Below are 21,338 nucleotides of genomic sequence, written 5' to 3'. Positions count from 1 at the left end.
TTTAATTTTAATATTGAACCATGATATTTCTATCCATTATTTCAGATAGAAAAGATCGGGCTTTTTGACTTATGAGATCAGAGATGTCATTTCTTTTCATCACGCCTGATCCGCGAAATCTCGCTCTTGTGGCTGCATCGTTCAGAAATATCATATCGAGTTCCCTTAAGAACCGGATGAACACCTCCTTAAACATATGGGGGCTATTGTCATCTCTCGCAAAGGCAGATTTTGAAATCAAATTTACATTTTCAGTCACACATACCCTTCTTAATAAATCCAGGTTTTCTAAAAAACCTATCTTTTTTAAGTAATCCGGGGAATGGTATAACCGACTATATTTCTCAAATGTTAAACGCTTTATTTCAACCAATTCATCAATAAAATTGGATAGCGACTTATATCGTATACACTGCTTTTCGATCAAAATACATTCTTCATTCGTTATTTTTTCTAAAACACAGATCACCAGCTCGTCTTTGTTTTTAAAATACCAATATAGAGATGGAATACTCACCCTTAACGATTTGGCTATATCTTTAAGGGGAGTTTTTTCAATTCCAAAATATGAAAAAAGCTGTATTGCTGCATCTATTATCGTGTTTCGATTTAACATATCATATAAATTTCATAAGGATATCCGATAACACTAACTGAACTATTTTGATTTCTGACTTGCCAGTCCCTTTTTAATTTTCATCATAATACCATCAGGAACAAAGTTGGGGAGTTTAGCGTTAAACCAGTTTTGAAAACCAACTACTTTTTTCCCACTACCTACCAGTAGATGCTTTACACCCTGTATTGCCACTTCTTTGGGAGTCATCGGCTTGGTTTTATGAAGATTTGTAGTTTGCATCTCAGGTGTGGTAAATCCAGTATCCACAGTACCAGGATAAAGAGACGAAACGATAACTCCGGTCCCTTCCAATTCGGCGGCGAGCGTTTCGCTAAATGCCTTTACAAAAGCCTTGGTTGCAGAGTAAACAGAAAAATAAGGCATTGGTAAAAATGCGACCACCGAAGCTATGTTCATGATCCTGCCGGATTTGCGTTTGACCATATCTTGTGCAAAAAGCTTGCTTAAAACGACCAGACTGGAAATGTTTAATTGAATCATACTCAATTCTTCTTCCAATGGCGTTTCAGTAAAATTGCCATAGTTGCCAACACCAGCATTATTTACCAGATGGGTCACTAATAGGTTTTCGTTTTTCACCTTTTGGTAAAGGTTTTTAGCTGCATTCACATCAGAAAGATCTGTAGCGAAATATTGAACCAGAATGCCATACCTGTTTATTAGTTCTGATTGCATTTGCTGTAATTTAGCTTCCGTACGGGCAACCAATATCATGTTTAACCCTTTAGCTGCCAATTCATTCGCCATTTCGTAGCCAATTCCTGAGGAAGCACCAGTAATTAATATGTATTCTTTCATCTTTAGTAAAATTTATGTGAGTAATTTTTAAGTATGCTGTTTATCAGGTTAATCAAGAACAGTCTCAATTCCAGAAACAAGTCTTTGCGTGGACTTTGACCTATCATATCTTTTCGTGCAATTGTGGAGGGATGAGCTTGTACATTACCGGGGTAACGATCCTTGATAATATGGTAGAGCTGATCAGACCCCCAATCAATACAATGGCAAGTGGCGCTATCTGCGGATTGGGATTCATGGCAATCGGGATCAGACCACAAATGGCCGTAATAGAAGTAAGTACAACAGGTAGGAACCTGGTTTCACCGGCAATATGGATCGCCTCATCTATGCTTTTTCCATCTTCCCGCAATTGGTTGGTAAAATCAACCAATAACAGCGAATTCTTTACCTGTATACCCGATAAACCAATGAAACCAATGATAGATACCAGCGACATCGGATTTCCTGTCATCAGCAAAAATATCACCCCGCCCAAAACGCCTAATGGAATAATTGACAAAACGATAATGATTCCTTTAAATGTCTTAAACTGTAGCAGTAGCACAGCGATAAACAGGAAGGTACTGAGGATGATCACCGAAAGGAAATTTCCGCCTAGCGCATCACCTTCCGATTCAGCCTCCCCAGATAATTTATAATAATATCCCTTGGGCATTTTTAACTTGTTGAGTTCGGGCACAATATCCTTTAGAATATCGTTTGCCAAAACATTATCCTTAGTGAGCGAGGTAACCTTTGCAAACCGTGATTTATTAAAATGGTTAATTGCAGTAGGGGAGGTTTCCAGCGCAATGGTTGCAATCTGATCGATCTGAATTGGTGCACCCTGGAAATTGTTCACATAAAGGTTCTTCAATGCATTTAGATTTGAAAACTTATCACGTGGAATGGTGATTACCACATTCCTCGAATCACCCCGGTCATCAATGTAATCTCCAACAGTCAGTCCGGCAACAGCCAACCTGATCACCTTGTCAATGTCGCTGGTCAGTACGCCTAATGTCCGTGCCTTTTCCTTATCAATCTTGATTTTTACATCTGACTTATAGGCATTGAGTTCATTGTTGATGAAAAAAGTACCTGGGTGTTTACGTAACAGCTCCTCCACTTTGAACGAGAGCGATCGCAGGGTATCCTGATTCTCTCCAAAAATCCTGACCACAATATTCGCCTCTATCGGAGTGCCCTGTTCAAAATCCTTCACCTCTATTTTTGCATAGGGGAAATCAGTAAATTTGCTTCTGAGCGTTTTGATCAGTTCAGTTTTGTCATTTGGGCTTGTCTCTTCTTCCAATTGCACAAAAATCTGGGCAAAATCCGGTTTTATATCCTGCTGATGCACGTTGTAATAGATCTGTGGATTACCTTTTCCTACATTAGAGGTGTAATAAACGATTTCCTTATGTTTTTTAAGTTCCATTTCCACCGGCTTTGCAGCTTTATCGCTTTCTGGGATATTTGCCTGTAGCGGCATTTTAATATTGATTAGAAACATCGGCTTTTCTGAGGTAGGGAAAAGTTTAAACCCTGCCAGTGGGAAGAGTAAAAAGGCCAATACGCTCAATGCAATCGAAATACTGATCGTTACTTTTGGCCACTTTAACGCCAACGGCATAATGCCACGATACGACCAGGTTAAAAAGCCCTGCAATTTTTTTAAGAAATAATTTCCCTCCCCATGGGTATGGGTTTTCAGTATCTTGCTGCCGATAAAAGGCACGAGCGTAAGCGCCACAATCATAGAGGCCAATACACTGGTAATAATGGCCATAGGCAGACTTCGGATAAACTCTCCGGCCATATCAGGTAGAAAGGCTAATGGTAAAAATGCAATAACAAGCGTTGCAGTACAGCCTACAACAGCTACCCCAATCTGCTTGGTGCCCTTTAAAATGGCATCCTTTCTGGAATGGCCTTCCCTTAACCACCTTTCTATATTCTCTACAACAACGATACTATCATCAACCAATAGCCCCAATGCTACCACAAGCCCAACAATACTGAGCTGGTTGAGCGAGAAGCCTAAAAGATTCATTGCAATAAGACCGAGGGCCAGTGAGAGTGGAATGGAAATCATTACGATCAGCGATGGCCTGAAGCCCAAAGGTAACAAGGTAACCACCACTAATAGTATGGCCAATCCAAAATCAAAGCCCAGGTGTCCAAGCCGCTTTGATACCATATCTGCCTGGTCAAAACTCTTGACCATTTTAATGTGCTGTGGTAAGGTTTGAGAAAATTGTTCCAATACCGGAGTGTACTCTTTCTTAACCTGACTGATATCCACATTATTTTTCATCGAAGAGGTAACCAGTATGCAGCGTTGTCCATTGATCCTGGTAATGTGGTTAATGGTGCCGTCCATATAGCTCACATGGGCCACGTCCTTCAGGTATATTATTTTTCCGTTGGCATTATAAATGATCGTATTGGCCACATCTTCAACATTTTTGAACTTACCACTGGTCTTTACATTAAAGACCTTACTCTCCATATTGATACTTCCTCCTGGAATGTCGGCCGCCTCACTTTGCAGACTGCCTATAACCAGGTTTAATGGTATTTTTAGCTGGGCCAGTTTATCGAGTTGCATGTCGATGCGGATTTCCTGTTCTGGCATTCCGGTATACTTTACCTCTCTCAAATTGGTGATCTTTTCCAGCTGGGTCTTCAATTTGTCTGCATTATCGCGCAATATTTTGGACGAAGCGGTGTTTGAGATCAGCGCTACCTGAATAATCTTTACATCTGATGAGGCAATTTTTTCGGTCTTGATCTGATAAATGTCCTTTGGAAGTTCACCGTTTTTCAGCGCATTTATTTCTGTTGATATTTCCTGGTATTTGTTATCCACATCAACACCATACTTGAACTTGATCTGTATCGCTGCTACGCCATCTTCAACTGTGGTCAGGATCTTATCGATGTTCTCGAGGCCATAGATTTTATTTTCAATGGGCTTTACCACCTGTTCTTCCATATCCTTCGGACTAGTGCCGGGGTAGATAACCGTTACCAGATATTGCGGAGGGTGGGTAGTCGGATCTTCCGAGCGGGGCATGGTAAAGAGTGTAAGCAGTCCCACCACTGCCACAAGCACAAATATGATCAGGGTAAACTGGTAGTTCTTTACAGCAAAATTTGTAATTTTCATCTCGTGGTCTTTATTTGATAATTTTTACGGTGGATTGTTCGTTGAGGTAGGCGCTATTAGAAATAACTATGCGATCTATTCCTTCCAGTTTATCTTTTAGGTAAACATTTTTATTGTCAAACTTCAGGATGGTTACAGGTACTTTTCTAACACTGTTTGTACCTTTAGGGGTAAAGATGTAACCCGTCTCTCCATCTGCCTCTACAAGGGCGCTAAATGGGATTACTGTCTTGTTTTCTGAAGTATTGGTTTCGATTGCCGCTTTCCCAAACATGCCAATTGCAGGTTTCAGATTGCCCATCTGGAGCTTCAGCTCTACCTGAAAAGATCCGATAGCGGCATCAGCCGATTGAAGTTTACGCAATACCGTTGCCTGGAATGGCTTTTCGGGATAACCATCAAGATAAACAACAGCCTGTTGCCCAGCACTGATTCCTGCCCACTCCAGGTCTGTTACCCCAACTTTTAACAGGTAGCTGTCAGTTTTTTGGGTTGAGCCCGTCATTAGCACCGGCATTCCGCCGCCAATCACTTCGCCTACGCTGGCAACCTTTTTGGTTACAAAACCATCAGAGGCCGCATAGATCCTGGCATAGCGCTGATTGAACGCGGTTGCCTCACTTGTTTTTTTTGCAACATCCAATGCCGTTTTGGTATTCTGCAGTTGTTCCAGCGTAAATACGCTGTCTTTGTAAAGGTTTACTGCCCTGGCATAGTCACGAGTGGCCTTATCTACACCAAGGTTCGCCTGGGCCAGACCAGCTGCAATCTCGGTGGTATTCAAGGTGGCCAGCAATTGCCCCTTTTTAAAAAATTGTCCTTCATCTACCAGGATGCTGCTGATTACCCCGCCAATTTTGAAGGAATAATTCGCTTCATTTTCGGTACCTACCAGTCCAGTGACCTGAATAGAATTTGTTACCCCAAAAGAGGAAATGGGCGCAACCTTTACAGAAATAATATCTGGCTGGCCAAGAGGATTTGTATTTTTCGGTTTTTCTTTGCAGGCAAACAATAGTGATGTAAGCGCAATAAGTGTGAGTTGTGTCTTGTTCATGATATTTATTGTATGTTGAAACTAGCGTTGGCACGTTCGATAGCGGTAAGGGATATCCAGGTGTCAAATAGGGCAATGTTGGATTGAAGCTGGGCATCTATCCATTGGTTCTGAGCGTCAAGCAGCTCTATATAAATGGCCATTCCCTCTTTATAGAGCTTGGTCATGTCATTATAATAGGTTTGACTGGTTTTTAGTTGTGATTGGGCCGCCTGGTACTGAGCTAAAGCACTTTGCAGGTTTGTCCTGCGCACGTTCAGTTCGGTAAGCAGCTGCTGGGTCACATGGTTGGTTTGTGCCGATACAGCCTGTTCACTGGCGATAGCCTGTTTTATCTTATAGCTGTTCCGTCCTGAGGAAAACAGGTTCCATTCCAGTGAAACGCCCAGCAGATAATATCTGCTTTTCTGGTTAAACTTCCAGTCAAAGGCCTGCGAACCCAGATCGAGCGAAGTGCCGACTTTGGGTATAAGATAAGATTTGGCAAGGCCGGTAAGGTTTTTATTTATCCCTTTGGCAATCTCAAGCTTGGTCAGTTCCTCACGACCATTCACCTCATTAAGTAATAGGTTGTCCTGCGCGGGCAGCAATGGGACGTCGTCGGTCAGAATGGGCTCCGTTAATGGCCTGTTTAATAGAAAATTGAAATAATAACGGGCAGATTCCTCTGTTTTTTGAGCAGCGGTAAGCGATGCGTTTATTTTTGATACCTCGTTCTGGCTACGGATCACAGCCGTACGGTTGATCTTGTTGTTCTCAAAGAGTTTCCGGTTTACCCTTTCACCTTCTTCGAGCAGTTTCAGAAAAGATTGATAGATCCTTATTGCGTTTGTAGCCTTAAGATAGCTGTAGTATGCCGTTTTGATTTCTTTTACCAGTTCACGTTTATACATCAGTATTTCCGCTTTCTGCAGGTCCACCTGTTGTGCTTTGATCCTTTTGTTATATACCAGTTCTGCATTCAGGATGGGAAGACTGGTGCGAAACTTGGCATCGTAGAAGTTATCGGGGTTGAGCAGTATGCTCTGGTTCTCGAGCTGAGGAAAGGAATTGCTTCCAGTGAGCTGGTTCAACGTAGCGTAGGCGGCATTAAAAAGATCGCCTGTAGGAAAATCAATTGTTCTGCCTCCATCGGCTTTCGTATAAGTGGTAGAAAAAGTTACGCTGGGCAGGAACATGCTTTTTGCCTCTTGTAGGGCATAAATGTTCTTTTTCAAAAGGAAGTTTTGCTCCTTGATGCTCTGGTTTGACGCTAGCCCCTGTGAGATATAGTCGTTCAAACGGTTTTGGGCGCTAAGCCCCAATGGGAGCAAGATGACTGAGAGCTGTAAGACGGCCAGTCGATAAGCAGTGGGTAGTTTTCTGATGTAATTAATCATTGTAATAAATTTAAACAGTGTTCAATAATAAAATAAAAAAAAGGTTAACCCTTTTCTAATAAAGTAACAAAACTTGCATATCCATTCTCCATAAGTTCCTTGTTGGTCTTGTGTTCGAAACTCATAGTTCTGTCCTTACAGAAAAGAGCGCAGATGCCATGGATAGCAGATAGGATCATAAATGTAAGATACTCTGTATCCATGTCTTTGAAGCGGCCAGCCTGTTGGCATGCTAAGACCAGGTCATGTAGGTGTTTTATTGCTTCTTTTGCAATCTGGAAACCGCTTTCTTCTGTATTTTTTAATGGTTCTTCAACCAGGAACATTAGGTTATAATAATCTTTATTCTCCTGGGCAAACTGGATAAATGCACGTCCAGAGGCTTTCAGGCGCTCAAATGGGTCTATAACCGAATCCAGCACCCGAAGTTGTCTAAGAAGTAGGCTAAAGCCCTCTTTATGGAGTTCCTGAAAGATTTCACCCTTATCTTTAAAATGGAAATAAATTACCCCTGCACTATAGCTGATCTCATTGGCGATGTTGCGCATACTGGTCTGCTCATAGCCGTTCTGAAGAAATACTTTTCTGGCACCGTTCAATATGCGCTGTCTCATTTCCTGCTTCTCTCTTTGCTTTCTTTCTGTAATGCCCATGGATAAAATAATTTAGAAGATATTAACCTGATTTAGGAAATAACTTTTTCATTTGCAACTCTCATTTTAATTGACGGTACAAATGTATTGAACAGTGTTCAATAAAGCAAATATTTTTTTAAATGATTGTATATTTTACTTAACCTTGATGATTTTGCTTCCCCCGTGGGGTTGATAAGGTGTTGTGGCTATTGCATAACTTCAAATCAAGTTTCATCGGCCCTTTGCAATTAATGGTGTCGCCACTAATTTTCCAAGCCCATCTGCGAACCTGTAACAAGTATTTTAATTATACATTACTTTAAATTAGTTTTAAAGAAACTACGCAATTTGTCAAAAGGGATTACATCCACTTTATCATATAAATCTACGTGAACTGCATTTGGAATAATAATCAATTCTTTCGGTTCATTCGCAATTTTGAAAATATCTTCACTGAAATATCTTGAATGTGCATTTTCTCCTGCAATCATTAGCATTGGTTTTGGCGAAATTTCTTTAACGTAACTTAAAATTGGCATATTCATAAATGAAATTGGATTGGTAATCAGCCAGGCCCCGTTTGAATTAACTGAATTGACCTGAAAACCACGTGGCGTTCTATAATAATCGAAATATTCTTTTACAAATTGTGGTTCATCGCCTTTCAGTGTTTCCGGTAAATTTCTCGGGCCGTCTGCAGGTTTTCCGGCTTCGGCATCCTTCCAACGTTGCTGGCTTAAATCTTCCAACGTTTTGGTTCTTTGTTCAAGTGTCACAACATCGTTGTATCCCCTCGACATTACTCTGGTCATATCGTACAAACTTGTAGTGGCAACAGCTTTTACTCGTTTATCAATTGCCGCTGCATTCAAAGCAAAGCCTCCAAATCCACAGATTCCAATAATGCCGATTTTGTTTCTATCTACGTTTTTCTGTAATCCCAAAAAGTCAACTGCGGCACTGAAATCTTCAGTGTTGATTTCCGGTGAAGCTACATTTCTTGGTTCACCACCACTTTCACCAGTGTAAGATGGATCAAATGCGACAACAGCAAAACCTCTTTCTGCCATTTGATTGGCATACAAGCCAGATGACTGTTGCTTCACCGCACCGAAGGGGCCGCTGATTGCCAGTGCTGATAATTTTTCAGTTCCTGTATTTTTTGGAAGATAAAAATCTCCGCTTAATATAATGCCATATCGATTTTTGAAGCTTACTTTTTGACGGGTTACTTTATCGCTGAGCTGGAATGTATAATGTTCTTTTGATGTATCCATTTTTTCTGAATTTGATTTTACTTTTTGTGCAAATGATTGTCCTGTTACCAGAAACAATACTGCGATTGCCAATGCTTTTCTCATTTTATTTTGATTTATTTTTTATTAATCTTAAAGTTGAATAGTTTTAATAAATTTTGCCGGAATTCCACCAACAACTGTATGATCAGGAACATCCTTTGAAACTACTGCTCCTGCTGCAATTACAGCACTTTTACCAATGGTAACGCCTGGTAAAATGGTCGCATTGGCGCCAATCCACGCATTTTTTTTGATGTGAATGGACTTGCCTATCAGTCCTTTTCTCTCCTGAGGGTTTAGTGGATGATTTTCTGTAATGAGGCTGACTTTCGGGCCAATTAAAACATCATCTTCAATGGTTATTCCGCCCAATGCCAGAAAGGTGCAGTCGAAGTTAATGAATACGTTTTTGCCAATGTTGATGTGCTTGCCGTAATTGATGTATATCGGCGTGAAGACAGTAACATCCTGAATTTCTTTATTTAGAATTCTGCTCAGTATTTCCGAGATTTCTTCAGGATTTGAGGAATTATTCATCTGAATCAGCAATTCTTTTACGGCGAATGCTGCTTCCTTCAATCTGCTTATTTGCGGATCGGTGGGGAGTATGATTTCATTAGCTAAAAGCCGCTCAAAAATATCTTTTTGAGATGGTAAAGAACCGGGGATATGGTTTGAATCTGACATCGTATTTGGAGTTGATTATCAGCTACAAAGTTAGCCCCGCCCTTAGGCAAGATAGTAACGATTATCAAACCAATGATTAAGAAAATCAAACTTCTGCTAAACGAAATGCAGTAGGATTAGTTCCGGTAACTTTTTTGAAAAAATTGTTGAAGTAGGTGGGATAGTCGAATCCTAGCGCGTAGGCGATTTCTGAAATACTCCAATCGGTGTGTTGCAAAAGTGCTTTTGCTTCTGTGAGGATTCGCTCGGTAATATGGGAAGTTGTTGATCTTCCAGTTACTTCTTTTACTGCACGATTAAGGTAATTGATATGTACATTCAGATGTTGTGCATACTGTTGTGCAGTTCTTAGCTGAAGCGGATTTGCAGTAGTTTCAATCGGGAATTGCCTCTCCAGTAACTCCAGAAAAACGGAAGTTAATCTAGAGGAGGCATTTTTGTTTTTCTCGTAATTTTCCGAAGGTTCCATTTTCAGCGATTCATGAATAATCAGACTGATGTAATTGCGAATCAACTCATCTTTAAATATATAGTCACTTTCTTGTTCGGTAATCATTTTCTGAAAAATGGTATTGAGAAATGTTCTTTGCTCTTCAGTTATTTTTAAAACGGGCGTCCCGCCGATTTTAAAAAAGGAAGATTGTTGCAGGCTTTCAGACCGTTCGGAATTTTTAAAGAATTCTTCCGAAAAAAGAATGGTATAGCCAACATAAGTTGTAGAAATGGTTTCCCAGGAGTAAGGGATATGCGGATTTCCAAAAAAGAGAATGGTTCCTTCCTGCTCGTATGTTTTATCTGAATAGTGAATCCTGCTTTTTCCAGTCGTCAGGCAAATTTTATAGAACTCCTTTCGGCTATAGGTACGGGTGTCAGTAGTGTCTTCTTCTATTTGAAATGCTTTAAAACCTTGCAGTTTCAGCTCATGGTTAAATTTGGAAATTGCTCTTATAACCTTCTCTTTCATTTAACAAAATTAAGAAATTCAAATATATTTATCAGGGTTCGCCATTTTGTTTTTTAATATGCCATATAATGTATTAGCGGTAATTCAACTGGCCCAACCCGAAACCTCAACGACGGTAAAAAGCAATCATCCGTAAAAATGTATCATATCTTCCCACTTCTGTATAATTAACATAAAGTGCCCTTGTCTCACCTTTGCTTTATCGTTTAACAAAATAAAAGATTATAATAATGAGTAAGACAATTCTAATTACAGGAGCATCGTCAGGATTTGGACTAATGCTTGCTAAAAACCTTCATCAGAAAGGTTTTAATGTTATCGGTACCAGCCGTGAACCACAAAAGTATCAAGAGAAACTCCCTTTCAAACTATTAAGACTTGATATCGATGACGACAGGTCAATTCAATCCTTTGCCGAACAAATTGCGAATGAAACCAAACTGTTAGATGTTTTGGTGAACAATGCGGGCTTTATGGTTACTGGCATTGCAGAAGAAACACCTATGGATGTTGCAAGGCAACAATTTGAAACTAATTTTTGGGGAACGGTAAAAGTGACCAACGCTTTATTGCCTATTTTCAGAAAACAAAAATCCGGACAGATCATTACCGTTAGTTCTATAGTTGGTTTGATTGGCCCACCAAATTTATCTTATTATTCTGCTTCGAAACACGCTGTGGAAGGGTATTTTAAATCATTGAGATTTGAATTAAGCCCATTCAATATAAAAGTTAGCGTGGTAGAGCCTGTTTGGTTCAAAACTAATCTTGGACACAATGCGATTGCATCAAAGGGCAATATTGCCGACTATGACACATACCGAAAAAAAGTAAATGCAGCAACGCAAAAAGGTATAGACGAAGCGCAATCTCCCGAAGTTGTGGTTTCAAAAATCACCAAATTAATTGAAGCTAAAGAACCGAAATTCAGTAACCCTGTAGGCAAAATGAGTGGAATGATTGTCTTCCTACAGGCCTTTGCACCGAAAATGTTTGAGGGCTCTATCTTAAAAAGTGTAAAATAATGATGAACAACCAATAAAAATCTCAAATTATTTATAATGAAAGCCGAAAAAATAATTACCCACGCAGAAATTACTGTAATGCCTGAGGTGATGCAGGAAGTTTTACCACAAGCAAAGGCCGCAAGGGAAAAAATATTGTTGGAGGAAGGTTGCGAGACATTTATTTTAACAACTAAAAAAGAAAGTGAGAACACATTAGTTATTTTTGCAGTGTACTCCTCGCAACAAACTTATGAATGGCATCTGGAGCAGGATTATGTGAAAAGTTTCTTTAATTTTTTGGATGGAAAATTGAAAACTGCACCAGTGGTGACTTATCTGAAGGTGGTTTAAAACAGGTAAAACGAATAATTACTTTATTAAAAGTCTACCTTCATGTATCAAAATTTTAATAAATCTGATTCATCATAAATATAATGAAGCATTATAAAACAATCACTGAACTTTATACTACAAATGGCTTTCTGCCGCCAGAAAATCCGATGTTGGGTTTAGTAACGTTTGAAGATATAAAAGGGTGCCAATTTGTAGAAACCGAGTTTACCCTGGGCTTTTATAAAATAGCTTTGAAGAAAGTAAAGTCGGGCAATGTGATGTACGGTAAAACGAAGTATGACCATGAAAATGGTTCTATGTTTTTCCTAAAACCCAATCAAATTGTGCAGATGAATGACATAGAACTCACTGAGAAAGGTTTTATGATTTATTTTCACGAAGATTTTTTAGTGAATCATCCATTGCATTCAGGCGTTCAGAAATATGGTTATTTTGATTATGAGGCCAATGAGGCATTGCATATTTCACCCCGAGAAGAAGATATACTTTGGGATTTGTTCGATAAAATAAGGGCCGAATATTATAATAACCAGGATGAGTATAGCAGAGACATTATGCTAACCCATATCGATTCTATTTTAAAATACTCCCAACGTTATTATAAGCGTCAGTTTTTAAATCGAACAGTGCTTTCGGGTACTACGGTTTCGAAATTTACCAATCATTTAAAAGCGTATTTTGATAGTGGCAAACTGAAAGAAAACGGATTGCCAACAGTAAAGTATATGGCATCTGAATTATCTATGTCAGCAAGGTACTTGAGCGATTTATTGAAACAAGAAACAGGCAAAACGGCATTAGACCATATACACATTGCATTGGTAATGGAAGCAAAAAACTTATTGATGAGCACTGACAAAACTGTTGCCGAAACAGCCTATCTATTAGGATTTGAAAACCCACCGTATTTTTCAAGACTTTTTAAAAAAGAAGTAGGAGTTACGCCTACTGAATATCGAGAACAGTTTTTAAATTAATATCTTTAAATCTTCTGCATGGCAAGCCAAACTGGCGTATTTTCTTTTTGCTGAAACCTACGCCAATTTGTATCGCTCATTATTAAAGTAAAACATTTTAAGAAAGCGTTCTTGACTCATTATTGATTGGATAAGGGATGCTTTGCCTTTATTACAGCTTTACAATAATTAAATTTCTAAGGAGAAGGGACCAATAGCACGGCATCGGCAACTGCTTTTGTTCCGTTCGATTTGATTTCGATATATGGCCGGTTGCTGCCCGAAAATGAATATTTACCAAGGCTCACCCATTCTCCTGAAGTTTGACCAAGCACTTTAACCTCGGCACTTTTTATCAAAATAGTTTTATGTTCTTTGCCATCAAATATCTTAACAACTGTCTCTATATCTGGCGATCCGGCTTTCGGATAGTAGGCATAAACATCATATGTTCCGTTTGTAGCTAATCCGGGGTTATAACGTACAGATCTTGTGGTGTCTGCGTCCTCTGGGGCCTCAAAATAATCAGGACCATAACCACCTTTTTTTTGCACCGTCCAGTTGCCTTTTATCTGTACTTTATCCGTGTTGTTGTTGTCAATGAGGATATCGGGGGTACTTCCATCGGCCAATGGATCGCTTTTTAATTGCTGCTGCAAACGGCTTACATCGATTTTTTGAACCGAAAGATTGCGGTCTATTGCCTGAACAGCGGCCATTGCCGAAGATTGTCCAAGTACCATAAAAACGGGTTCCATCCGGATGGAACCGTAAGCAATGTGTGTAGCAGACAGGCAGACCGGAACGATGAGATTTGAAGCTTCACTTTCCTTTGGTATGATTGCCCGGTAGGAAATAGGGTATGGACCAAATCCGCCTTCTTCTACATTGCCCTCATTTTTGACCATGCCATTAACCACCAGCCTATCGCAGTTGTGCGAATCCATGGTGTAGGCTGCCATTCCGATCCCATCGGATACAACTTCCTTGCCCTGACAGTGATGCTGGGTCATTACAAGAGTTCCAAGCATCCTCCTTGCTTCCCTCACGTAGAGCTGATGTGACCAGTTGCCGTTGCCGGTATATTCATCTTTGGGGTATCCCCATTGGCTGATCTCTTTTCGGATATGCTCTGGGATGCGGGCATCGTGGCCAACAAAATAAAGCAGGCCTTTCGTGTAAGCTATATGGGCTTTCCAGATCTGTTCGCGTTTTAAATAATCTGCATCAGGATATTCCCAATTCATCCCGATCATATCGGTTGAAAAACCATTTCTGTTATTGATATCTGTTTTTTGGTTTGGCATCCCGCTCCAGATAAAGACATCTTGAAGGGATTTCCAGTTTCTTTTTTCCATCTGTCTGATGAGCAGCTCATAGCGTTCGGGAACATAATCTTCAGGCTCGGTGATCGGGATTATGTTGGCGGGGTTATTGGTGAGGCAGATCCTGAAATTATAGGCCTGTACCTTTTTATCACCGCTGCCTTTGTCGATCAGTTTCTCTGAAGTAATTCCCCAAAGCAACCCGCTTGACGGATCTCCTTTAACTTTATAAGGATCTATGCCATCTGGAAGCTGATGCCCGTTCTTGAGCTGTACACCATTGAAGGTTTCGTTATAAGTGCTGTTTGCTTCGCGCCCCACGGTGTAGGATACCCCTGCTTTAGCCATGAGATCTCCCTCATAGGAGCAGTCGATAAATACTTTGGCCTTTACAGTGCCCACTTTCTTTTTTACCGGATTTTCCAGCGTGATGGCTGTTATCAGGGTTCCTTTTTTTTCTACCCCTGTAATCCGATTTTCGTAGAGAACAGGCACCTTCGCTTTTTTGATATATTCGTTAAAGAGGTTTTCAGCAACGTGAGGTTCAAAGATCCATTGCTCAAACTTGCCGTAATGTTTGCCTATTCTTCGGTAAAAATCGAGGGCAAGGCCGCTGATGGCATATTTGTTTCCGATATCTGTCAGGCCCAGCCCGCCAGAACTCATTCCGCCGAGGTTTTTTCCGGGCTCGATCAAAAGAACGGATTTTCCCGATCTGGCGGCGGTGTAAGCCGCTATAACTCCTGAAGAGGTTCCCCCATAAATACAGATGTCATAGTTTTTATACAATGAGCTTTGCGCTTTAATACCTGTTACAGGACATATGATTGCGAGTAAAATGTATATAAGGATATTTTTCATCATCAGTATTTGGGGTTTTGAATAAGTTTTGGATTGGTAACGATCTCTATATTCGGAAGCGGCCAAAGGTAATCCCGTCCGGTATCGAAAACACGGACTTCGATCACCCTAAGTTCTGCCCGGTTTGGTACAGCACTGTAATCGGCCAGGCCATTTATATCAATCTGTGGTGCCGATACCAATAAACCTTTTTGAACCCGGCCATAAAAGTTTCCGGTCATCGCCTTATCAGCAATTTTCCACCTGCGCAGATCAGAAAGCCTGAATCCTTCCATGGCAAGTTCATACATCCGTTCTTTACGTACAAGGCTCCTAAATTCTACCATTGTTTTTCCTGTAGTGATCGGCGGCATGTTAACGCTAGGCCGGGTTCTTACCAGGTTTATGGCATCATATACAGACTGGTCGAGCTGTCCGAGTTCATTTTTTGCTTCCGCATAAATCAACAGTATCTCTGCGTATCTGATCTGGATCACATTCAGCTCTGAATTTGTCCGATCGGCCTTATCTTCCAGATCGACATATTTTTTCCAGCAGTAACCGGTAAAAGTGGCGAAAGCATTTAGGGCATCCTGGTTATCAACCCGTGTAGCAGGAGTGGTATTGTAGTTCCAGCATTTTACGCTGTCCCGGTGTGTTTCAAATTGGTAGTTGTAAAATATAGAGCCTGGAACTGCTATGGTAAAGCCAAGTCGGGGATCTCTGTTTTTATATGGAGATGTAGGGTCGTACAGGGGAGACTTGTCAATATTGAGCCCATCTGTGCATGGAAAGGCGTCAACAAGCGACTGGGATGGTACTTTATTGGTGAAGCCTAATCCATTGCGCGACAGTAGGTTATTGGGGGTGGAATGCATTTTTATTTTTGAGGCCTTCAGGTATTGAAAAGCCCATATGATCTCAGGCGAGTTTTGTCCGGCGTAAGAAAACAGTGTGCCGAAATTATTGTGCAGGCTATAAATTTTCAGGTCCATAACCGCTTTTGCGGCTTCTGCAGCATCTGCCCATCTCTCATTGTTCAGGGCAGCTCTGGCTTTAATGGCAAGCGCAGTACCTCTGGTTGCCCTTCCTACATCTGCAGCGCCATAGCTAACAGGGAGATCAGCGGCTGATTCAGTCAGTTCTTTGAGCACAAAGTTTAGTACCTCAGTTTTTGGGGTTTTGGGCAGCTGTGAATCTTCAAGTGTCAACACTTTAGTAACCAAGGGTACACTCCCGAAATAATCAATGAGGTACTGGTAAGTGTAGGCACGCATAAAACGTGCTTCAGCTTTACTCCTGTTGTAGATGGCAGTGGTGGCCTTATCTTTTACTTTGTCGATATTGTCCAAAATGAAATTACACTTGGCAATTACTTTGTATCCCTCTGTCCATACGCTTAAGGAAAAGCCGTTATTGCTATCCTGGTTGCCCTTGCCCAGACTCTGCAGCGCACTGTTGTTCCTGTCCCAACCGATATCGGTACTGTTGTCGGTAAGCAGGTTAAGTGGCATGTTATCCAAAGGGGCATAACTTGCGTAACGGTACAGGCCGTTTACAGCCAATATCAGCTCATCCTGGTTGCTGAAAAACGATTCATCTGAAGGACCGCTCAGCGGGCTTTTATCCAGGTAATCCTTTTGACAGGATAATAGGGCTGTGCATAAAAGCACGAGCATTAAGTGGTATATTTTAGTTTTCATCTGTTCTGTTTTTAAAAAGTGGCTTCTAAACCGAAAGTATAAACCTTAACCTGAGGGTATATGTTGCCTCCGCCAACCGGCGCTTCTACATCATATCCTTCCCAGAACCTGTCGAATGATGACAGATTGGATCCGTTTGCAAAAATCCGGAGCCTTTTAAGTGTAATTTTCTGGGCAATGCCAACTGGCAAAGTATAACCGATCTGGACGTTTTTTATCCTCAGGTATGATGCGTCTTTTAAAAAGAAGGTAGAAACCTGTTCGTTATTGGTTTCGCCGAAAGCAAGACGTGGATATTTTGCATTGGGATTATCCGGTGTCCATCGGTCTTTATTGTCTTCCCTGATGGTTCCGCCAATTGCGCCGCCAACATTAAATGGTAAGATACCAGGGCCTGCAAGATAACCGTTTGCTTTACCAACCCCTTGTACCAGTATCGAAAAGTCAAAACCTTTATAAGAGCCGCTTAAGGTTGAAGCATAAGTGAACCTTGGCAAGGTGCTGCCGATAACGATTTTATCAGCCTCATTGATCAGGTTATCTCCATTCTGGTCCTTATAGCGGATATCTCCGGCCTTTACCGTACCAAACTGCTTGGCATGAGCGGCAACTTCTGCATTAGAAGCAAAAAGCCCCTCAGCCTGGTAACCGAAAAGAGAACCAATGGAATAACCTTCACGGTTAACGGTCAATCCGGTTTGATTGACACCTTTGGTGTCCACAATGGTGTTTTTTACGTCTGAAATGTTGAAGCTGACGTTATAGTTAAAATCTTTTATCTTTCCTTTGTAGGCAAGACCAAGTTCCCAACCGTTATTATCTACAATACCCGCATTCTGAAAAGGTTTGCCGACGCCTACTATCAATGGAATATCTAACTGAAGCAATATATCGCTTGTTCTCCGCCTGTAATAATCTGCAGTAATGCTCAAGTTGTTGAACAGGGTAAGATCAATACCAATATTTTTTTCTTCTGTGGTTTCCCAGGAAATCATCTTGTTGGCCAGCGTGTTTAAGGCAGCAGTATTTACAATTTGCTTTCCAAGCGTATAGGATTCAAGCAGGATCGTGGTAATAGAAGGATAGGTACCGATGTTCTGATTGCCCAATCTTCCCCATGAAAGCCTTAATTTAGCTTCGTTGACCACTTTTTTTAAGCCGGCCATAAAGTTTTCTTCCGAGATGCGCCAGCCCGCCGATGCAGATGGAAAAAAGCCGTATTTATTTCCAGATGAAAAGCGCGAGGAGCCATCATAACGGGCATTGACTTCCAGGAGATACTTGTTTTTATATACATAATTAAACCTGCTGAACAGCGATTGTAATGCCCATTCTTCTTCACTGCCTGTTGCCTGTTGGTTTAGGGCAGAACCGGCGTTCAACACCGGATAATCTGGCAAGATGTATGTATCACGGAAAGCATTGGTCCATTCATTGAAATAATCCTCGCGTGATGCCCCGGCTAAAAATTTTAAGCTGTGGTTCCCAAATGTTTTTGAAGCAGTAAGCGTTGCACGTATATTGTTAAAAAATGATTCACTTTTATTTTGCGAGAGTGAAGTTAGGGCAGGGGTGAGGAAACTTGTGGCACCATTTGGGAGATAGGACTGGATTGCTTTTCTGAAATTTTTTGATGAGGATAGCGCATATTTTGGTGAATATGCGGCCTCGGCCTCGAGCCATTCTACCGGTTTGTAGTTTAGGGTGGCATTAATGCTCCCAAAAGGCCCCCGGGTACGATTGGTGCCGCCATCTTTACTGGCCGAAATCGGATTGGAACCATTCCATCCAACGCCCCACTGGCCGTTTTGGTTAATGCCGATCTGATTTGCAGGGATTCCGTTCATCCATTGAAAAATTTCACTCGATGATGCTGCGGGATCGGTGGTGATGGCATTCACAAACTGCAGGTCTATTCTTGCCTTAAGTTTGTCAGAGAAAGTAATGTCCGCATTGTTCCGGATAGTATAGCGTTTGAAGCTCGAATTTTCAATAATCCCTTTCTGATCAAAAAGACCGAATGAACCTAAGAGCCTTACTTTTTGAGTGCCACCCTGGATGGTTAGAAAATGGCTTTGCTGTAAGCCTGAGCCAGTTAAGGTCTCTTTTTGCCAATCGGTATTTGGATACAGATCGGAACTAACTCCACCTTGCTCGCGGTATTTTTGTATCAGTGCTTCAGAATATAACGGTGTGCGTCCGGTGTTCACATAGGCCTCATTGGTCAAAAGCATATGGTCCAGTGCATCAACAAGATCGGGCATATTCGTAGCTTCCTGCCAGCCGATATAGTTGTTGTAAGATACATTCACTTGGTCGGCAACCGCCCTTTTTGTGGTGATCAGAATTACGCCATTTGCGGCCCTTGAACCATAAATAGAGGATGATGCGGCATCTTTTAAAATGGAGATAGACTCGATCAGGTTAGGGTCAATGTTGTTCATCGAACCTTCGATCCCATCGATCATTACCAGGGGATTGGGATCGAAGAAAGTTCCGATTCCCCTGATCCTAATGGTCCCGCCGTCACCTCCAGGTCTTCCAGAACTCTGTCTCACAGTAACACCCGGTGCCATTCCCTGCAACGAAGCAGATGTTTGTCCCATGGGGCGGGCGGCAAGATCTTTGCCAGAAACCTGTGAAACCGCTCCGGTCAGGTTTACCTTTTTCTGGATGCCGTAGCCCACAATAACAACATCGTTCAGGTTCTCATCAAGGGGCAAGAGTTTAATGTTTATCCGGCCTTCCGTTCCAACGGGTATTTCCTGTACTGCGAATCCTATGTATGAAAATACCAAAACATCTCCTGTATTGGCATTGATCTTATACTGACCGCTTTCATCGGTTACCGTTCCGCCACTAGTTCCCTTTATCTTTACACTCACCCCTGGGACTGGTTTCCCGGTCTCATCGGTAACAACGCCCGTCCGATCTTCTTTTTTTTGTTCCCCGATGGGCTTGTTTTGAATGCGCTCTTCACTCTTTTCGGGAGATGCAGCCTTTTGCAGTACAATGTAATTCTCCTTTAAAACCCAGTCGAGCTTTTTTCCCTTTAAAGTCAGGTTCATCACATCAGGAAGCTCAGCCTGTTTAAAACTGACAGAAATTTTTTCAGAATCATCAAGGAGCTTGTTGCTGTAGAAAACAGTAAAGCCTGTTTGTTTTTTGATTGTCCTGAATACAGAAGCAATGGTGATGTTTTTGCCTTCAATACTGATTCTGCCTATTGTTTGGGGGCTTGCCCCGGTAATGAGGATGAACAGCAGCATGAAAGCAACCGGCAATGAAATCCGGCCCGTTCGGGTAAGGTTTTTGTTCATAACAGTTAAAGTTTATATTGGTTTCCCTTAAGATGCAGCTTTAACCAAAATGGGTGAACGGAACCTGAAAAAATTATCTGAATGTTAATATTCCGCTTTCCAGTTTAGCCTTTATGCCTGATGACAATTCTAAATTTGATAGTACAACACCCAGGGGAAGTTTCTTATCGATTTCACCGGTAAAGGTCTGTTCCGATATAGAAGGCGATTTCCAGTTGATTTTTACATCATACCAACGGGCCAGTACCTGTGCAATTTCGGCCAGAGATTGGTTATGGAAATAATAAGTGCCGTTTCGCCACGACAGTACCTCCTGGGGATCAAAAGTTTTGATGATAAGTTTACCATCGTCATAGCTTACCTGTTGCTCTGGCTTTAACATGATGGATTCATTTCCTTTAGTGGCCGAAACCGATCCGGTTATAAGGGATGTGGCAAAATTTTTCACATTATAAGCGTTTACATTGAAAGAAGTACCATGAACCTTGATGTCCGCAAATCCGGTATGTACGATAAATTCCAATTGTGGATTGTGGGACACTTCAAAATAAGCTTCCCCTGTTAAATAGACTTCCCTTGTTTTTTTATCAAAGCTGTAGGGAAAGCGCAGACTGGAAGCAGAGTTCATCCAGACTTCTGTTCCATCGGGCAAGGTAATCTTGTAATCTTTAGTTGGTGGTACGTGCAGGGTTGCCCAATCTTTATTGCCAGCGCCTACTGGGGCATAACTTAATTCTTTTTGTTTGGTGTGTACTGTGGCACCGTCCATGTTAATGGTACGACCTGCTGTGAGTTCGATTATCTTGCCATTATCTGTTTTGAGATATACCTGTTGTTGTACAGTACTTTTTTCTTGAGGTGTTAACTGCTGTTTATTAAAAAAATACCATATCAAAGGCAATCCGATCAGTAGCATTGCAGCGGCACTGATATACCGCCGGTTCCGCTCATAAAAAGAGCTAACTGGTATTTGCGGAAGTTGAGTGTCAACATTTTCCCATGCTTTTGTTTCGTCAAGACCCGAGAGGAAAGATGCTGTACCCGGTTTTTTCATTTTTGATTTCAGCTCTTCCCAGAATTCCCTGGTATCGGGGTCTGCCAGAATCGCTTCTTCAGCAATAAAGTCATCGCCCTCACTTATCGTGCCTGCAATCTTTTCAAATAAAAGCCCTTTTATAAAATCCTCGTTATATTCCATCTCTTATTTATAGATGCAGT

Annotated in this window: 16 protein-coding genes; 3 read left to right on the top strand and 13 right to left on the bottom strand. The window is 41.3% G+C overall.

The window, feature by feature from the left end; genetic code table 11:
• Nucleotides 1-7: 7 nt before the first annotated feature.
• The 9 genes from AC1RJ8_RS15045 to AC1RJ8_RS15005 form a co-directional block, all read right to left on the bottom strand.
• The gene (locus AC1RJ8_RS15045) at nucleotides 8-616 is read right to left on the bottom strand and encodes a TetR/AcrR family transcriptional regulator (protein ID WP_492954696.1); all 609 of its coding nucleotides are present in this window, start codon (nucleotides 614-616) and stop codon (nucleotides 8-10) included.
• A 42-nt stretch (nucleotides 617-658) separates the two neighbouring features.
• Complete coding sequence (locus tag AC1RJ8_RS15040) at nucleotides 659-1,438, bottom strand: SDR family NAD(P)-dependent oxidoreductase (protein ID WP_492954697.1); 780 nt, start codon at nucleotides 1,436-1,438, stop codon at nucleotides 659-661.
• Nucleotides 1,439-1,541: 103 nt separating this feature from the next.
• Nucleotides 1,542-4,595 carry an efflux RND transporter permease subunit gene (locus AC1RJ8_RS15035; RefSeq protein WP_492954698.1) on the bottom strand — a complete coding sequence of 1,018 codons (3,054 nt, stop codon included), beginning with the start codon at nucleotides 4,593-4,595 and terminating at the stop codon, nucleotides 1,542-1,544.
• Between the two features lie 10 nt (nucleotides 4,596-4,605).
• Nucleotides 4,606-5,652, bottom strand: a complete 1,047-nt coding sequence (locus tag AC1RJ8_RS15030; RefSeq protein ID WP_492954699.1) for an efflux RND transporter periplasmic adaptor subunit — start codon at nucleotides 5,650-5,652, stop codon at nucleotides 4,606-4,608.
• Between the two features lie 5 nt (nucleotides 5,653-5,657).
• Entirely contained in the window at nucleotides 5,658-7,031 is a 1,374-nt protein-coding gene (locus AC1RJ8_RS15025; protein ID WP_493008055.1) for a TolC family protein, read from the bottom strand.
• A gap of 44 nt (nucleotides 7,032-7,075) precedes the next feature.
• Complete coding sequence (locus tag AC1RJ8_RS15020) at nucleotides 7,076-7,684, bottom strand: TetR/AcrR family transcriptional regulator (RefSeq protein ID WP_492954701.1); 609 nt, start codon at nucleotides 7,682-7,684, stop codon at nucleotides 7,076-7,078.
• Nucleotides 7,685-7,980: 296 nt separating this feature from the next.
• A complete protein-coding gene (locus AC1RJ8_RS15015; RefSeq protein ID WP_492954702.1) occupies nucleotides 7,981-9,027 on the bottom strand; it encodes an alpha/beta hydrolase in 1,047 nt (348 codons plus the stop codon).
• A 27-nt stretch (nucleotides 9,028-9,054) separates the two neighbouring features.
• Nucleotides 9,055-9,651: a sugar O-acetyltransferase gene (locus AC1RJ8_RS15010; RefSeq protein ID WP_492954703.1), complete on the bottom strand. Its 597-nt coding sequence runs from the start codon at nucleotides 9,649-9,651 to the stop codon at nucleotides 9,055-9,057.
• Nucleotides 9,652-9,736: 85 nt separating this feature from the next.
• The gene (locus tag AC1RJ8_RS15005) at nucleotides 9,737-10,615 is read right to left on the bottom strand and encodes a helix-turn-helix domain-containing protein (protein ID WP_492954704.1); all 879 of its coding nucleotides are present in this window, start codon (nucleotides 10,613-10,615) and stop codon (nucleotides 9,737-9,739) included.
• Nucleotides 10,616-10,845: 230 nt separating this feature from the next.
• Here AC1RJ8_RS15005 and AC1RJ8_RS15000 point away from each other — a divergent pair, with 230 nt between their 5' ends.
• From AC1RJ8_RS15000 to AC1RJ8_RS14990, 3 genes are all read left to right on the top strand, one after another.
• The gene (locus tag AC1RJ8_RS15000; RefSeq protein WP_492954705.1) at nucleotides 10,846-11,640 is read left to right on the top strand and encodes an SDR family NAD(P)-dependent oxidoreductase; all 795 of its coding nucleotides are present in this window, start codon (nucleotides 10,846-10,848) and stop codon (nucleotides 11,638-11,640) included.
• A gap of 36 nt (nucleotides 11,641-11,676) precedes the next feature.
• Nucleotides 11,677-11,973 (top strand): putative quinol monooxygenase, encoded by a 297-nt coding sequence (locus AC1RJ8_RS14995; RefSeq protein ID WP_492954706.1) that lies wholly within the window; start codon nucleotides 11,677-11,679, stop codon nucleotides 11,971-11,973.
• A gap of 83 nt (nucleotides 11,974-12,056) precedes the next feature.
• Nucleotides 12,057-12,953 carry a helix-turn-helix domain-containing protein gene (locus tag AC1RJ8_RS14990; RefSeq protein WP_492954707.1) on the top strand — a complete coding sequence of 299 codons (897 nt, stop codon included), beginning with the start codon at nucleotides 12,057-12,059 and terminating at the stop codon, nucleotides 12,951-12,953.
• A 176-nt stretch (nucleotides 12,954-13,129) separates the two neighbouring features.
• Here AC1RJ8_RS14990 and AC1RJ8_RS14985 read toward each other — a convergent pair whose 3' ends face one another.
• The 4 genes from AC1RJ8_RS14985 to AC1RJ8_RS14970 all read right to left on the bottom strand — a co-directional run bounded on the left by AC1RJ8_RS14985 (nucleotide 13,130) and on the right by AC1RJ8_RS14970 (nucleotide 21,318).
• Nucleotides 13,130-15,121, bottom strand: a complete 1,992-nt coding sequence (locus tag AC1RJ8_RS14985) for an FAD-dependent oxidoreductase (protein ID WP_492954708.1) — start codon at nucleotides 15,119-15,121, stop codon at nucleotides 13,130-13,132.
• A complete protein-coding gene (locus AC1RJ8_RS14980) occupies nucleotides 15,121-16,800 on the bottom strand; it encodes a RagB/SusD family nutrient uptake outer membrane protein (RefSeq protein ID WP_492954709.1) in 1,680 nt (559 codons plus the stop codon). Before AC1RJ8_RS14980 ends, AC1RJ8_RS14985 begins: the two co-directional genes overlap by 1 nt.
• An 11-nt stretch (nucleotides 16,801-16,811) precedes the next feature.
• On the bottom strand, nucleotides 16,812-20,120 hold the full coding sequence (locus tag AC1RJ8_RS14975; protein WP_492954710.1) for a TonB-dependent receptor: 3,309 nt from the start codon (nucleotides 20,118-20,120) through the stop codon (nucleotides 16,812-16,814).
• Between the two features lie 73 nt (nucleotides 20,121-20,193).
• Nucleotides 20,194-21,318, bottom strand: coding sequence for a FecR family protein (locus AC1RJ8_RS14970; RefSeq protein ID WP_492954711.1), 1,125 nt, complete (start codon nucleotides 21,316-21,318; stop codon nucleotides 20,194-20,196).
• Nucleotides 21,319-21,338 lie beyond the last annotated feature (20 nt).

Source organism: Pedobacter sp. GW822-FHT03F06, assembly GCF_058801365.1.
The sequence above is the reverse complement of the archived record's forward strand: the minus strand, read 5'-3'. Positions and strand labels throughout refer to the sequence as shown.

Bases quoted from the DNA above. Each gene is read 5' to 3' on its own strand.
- AC1RJ8_RS15035 (WP_492954698.1), bottom strand. From the start codon at position 4,595: ATGAAAATTACAAATTTTGCTGTAAAGAACTACCAGTTTACCCTGATC.
- AC1RJ8_RS14985 (WP_492954708.1), bottom strand. From the start codon at position 15,121: ATGATGAAAAATATCCTTATATACATTTTACTCGCAATCATATGTCCT.
- AC1RJ8_RS14975 (WP_492954710.1), bottom strand. From the start codon at position 20,120: ATGAACAAAAACCTTACCCGAACGGGCCGGATTTCATTGCCGGTTGCT.
- AC1RJ8_RS15020 (WP_492954701.1), bottom strand. From the start codon at position 7,684: ATGGGCATTACAGAAAGAAAGCAAAGAGAGAAGCAGGAAATGAGACAG.
- AC1RJ8_RS15010 (WP_492954703.1), bottom strand. From the start codon at position 9,651: ATGTCAGATTCAAACCATATCCCCGGTTCTTTACCATCTCAAAAAGAT.
- AC1RJ8_RS15030 (WP_492954699.1), bottom strand. From the start codon at position 5,652: ATGAACAAGACACAACTCACACTTATTGCGCTTACATCACTATTGTTT.
- AC1RJ8_RS14990 (WP_492954707.1), top strand. From the start codon at position 12,057: ATGAAGCATTATAAAACAATCACTGAACTTTATACTACAAATGGCTTT.
- AC1RJ8_RS15040 (WP_492954697.1), bottom strand. From the start codon at position 1,438: ATGAAAGAATACATATTAATTACTGGTGCTTCCTCAGGAATTGGCTAC.
- AC1RJ8_RS14970 (WP_492954711.1), bottom strand. From the start codon at position 21,318: ATGGAATATAACGAGGATTTTATAAAAGGGCTTTTATTTGAAAAGATT.
- AC1RJ8_RS15015 (WP_492954702.1), bottom strand. From the start codon at position 9,027: ATGAGAAAAGCATTGGCAATCGCAGTATTGTTTCTGGTAACAGGACAA.
- AC1RJ8_RS15025 (WP_493008055.1), bottom strand. From the start codon at position 7,031: ATGATTAATTACATCAGAAAACTACCCACTGCTTATCGACTGGCCGTC.
- AC1RJ8_RS15045 (WP_492954696.1), bottom strand. From the start codon at position 616: ATGTTAAATCGAAACACGATAATAGATGCAGCAATACAGCTTTTTTCA.
- AC1RJ8_RS14980 (WP_492954709.1), bottom strand. From the start codon at position 16,800: ATGAAAACTAAAATATACCACTTAATGCTCGTGCTTTTATGCACAGCC.
- AC1RJ8_RS14995 (WP_492954706.1), top strand. From the start codon at position 11,677: ATGAAAGCCGAAAAAATAATTACCCACGCAGAAATTACTGTAATGCCT.
- AC1RJ8_RS15000 (WP_492954705.1), top strand. From the start codon at position 10,846: ATGAGTAAGACAATTCTAATTACAGGAGCATCGTCAGGATTTGGACTA.
- AC1RJ8_RS15005 (WP_492954704.1), bottom strand. From the start codon at position 10,615: ATGAAAGAGAAGGTTATAAGAGCAATTTCCAAATTTAACCATGAGCTG.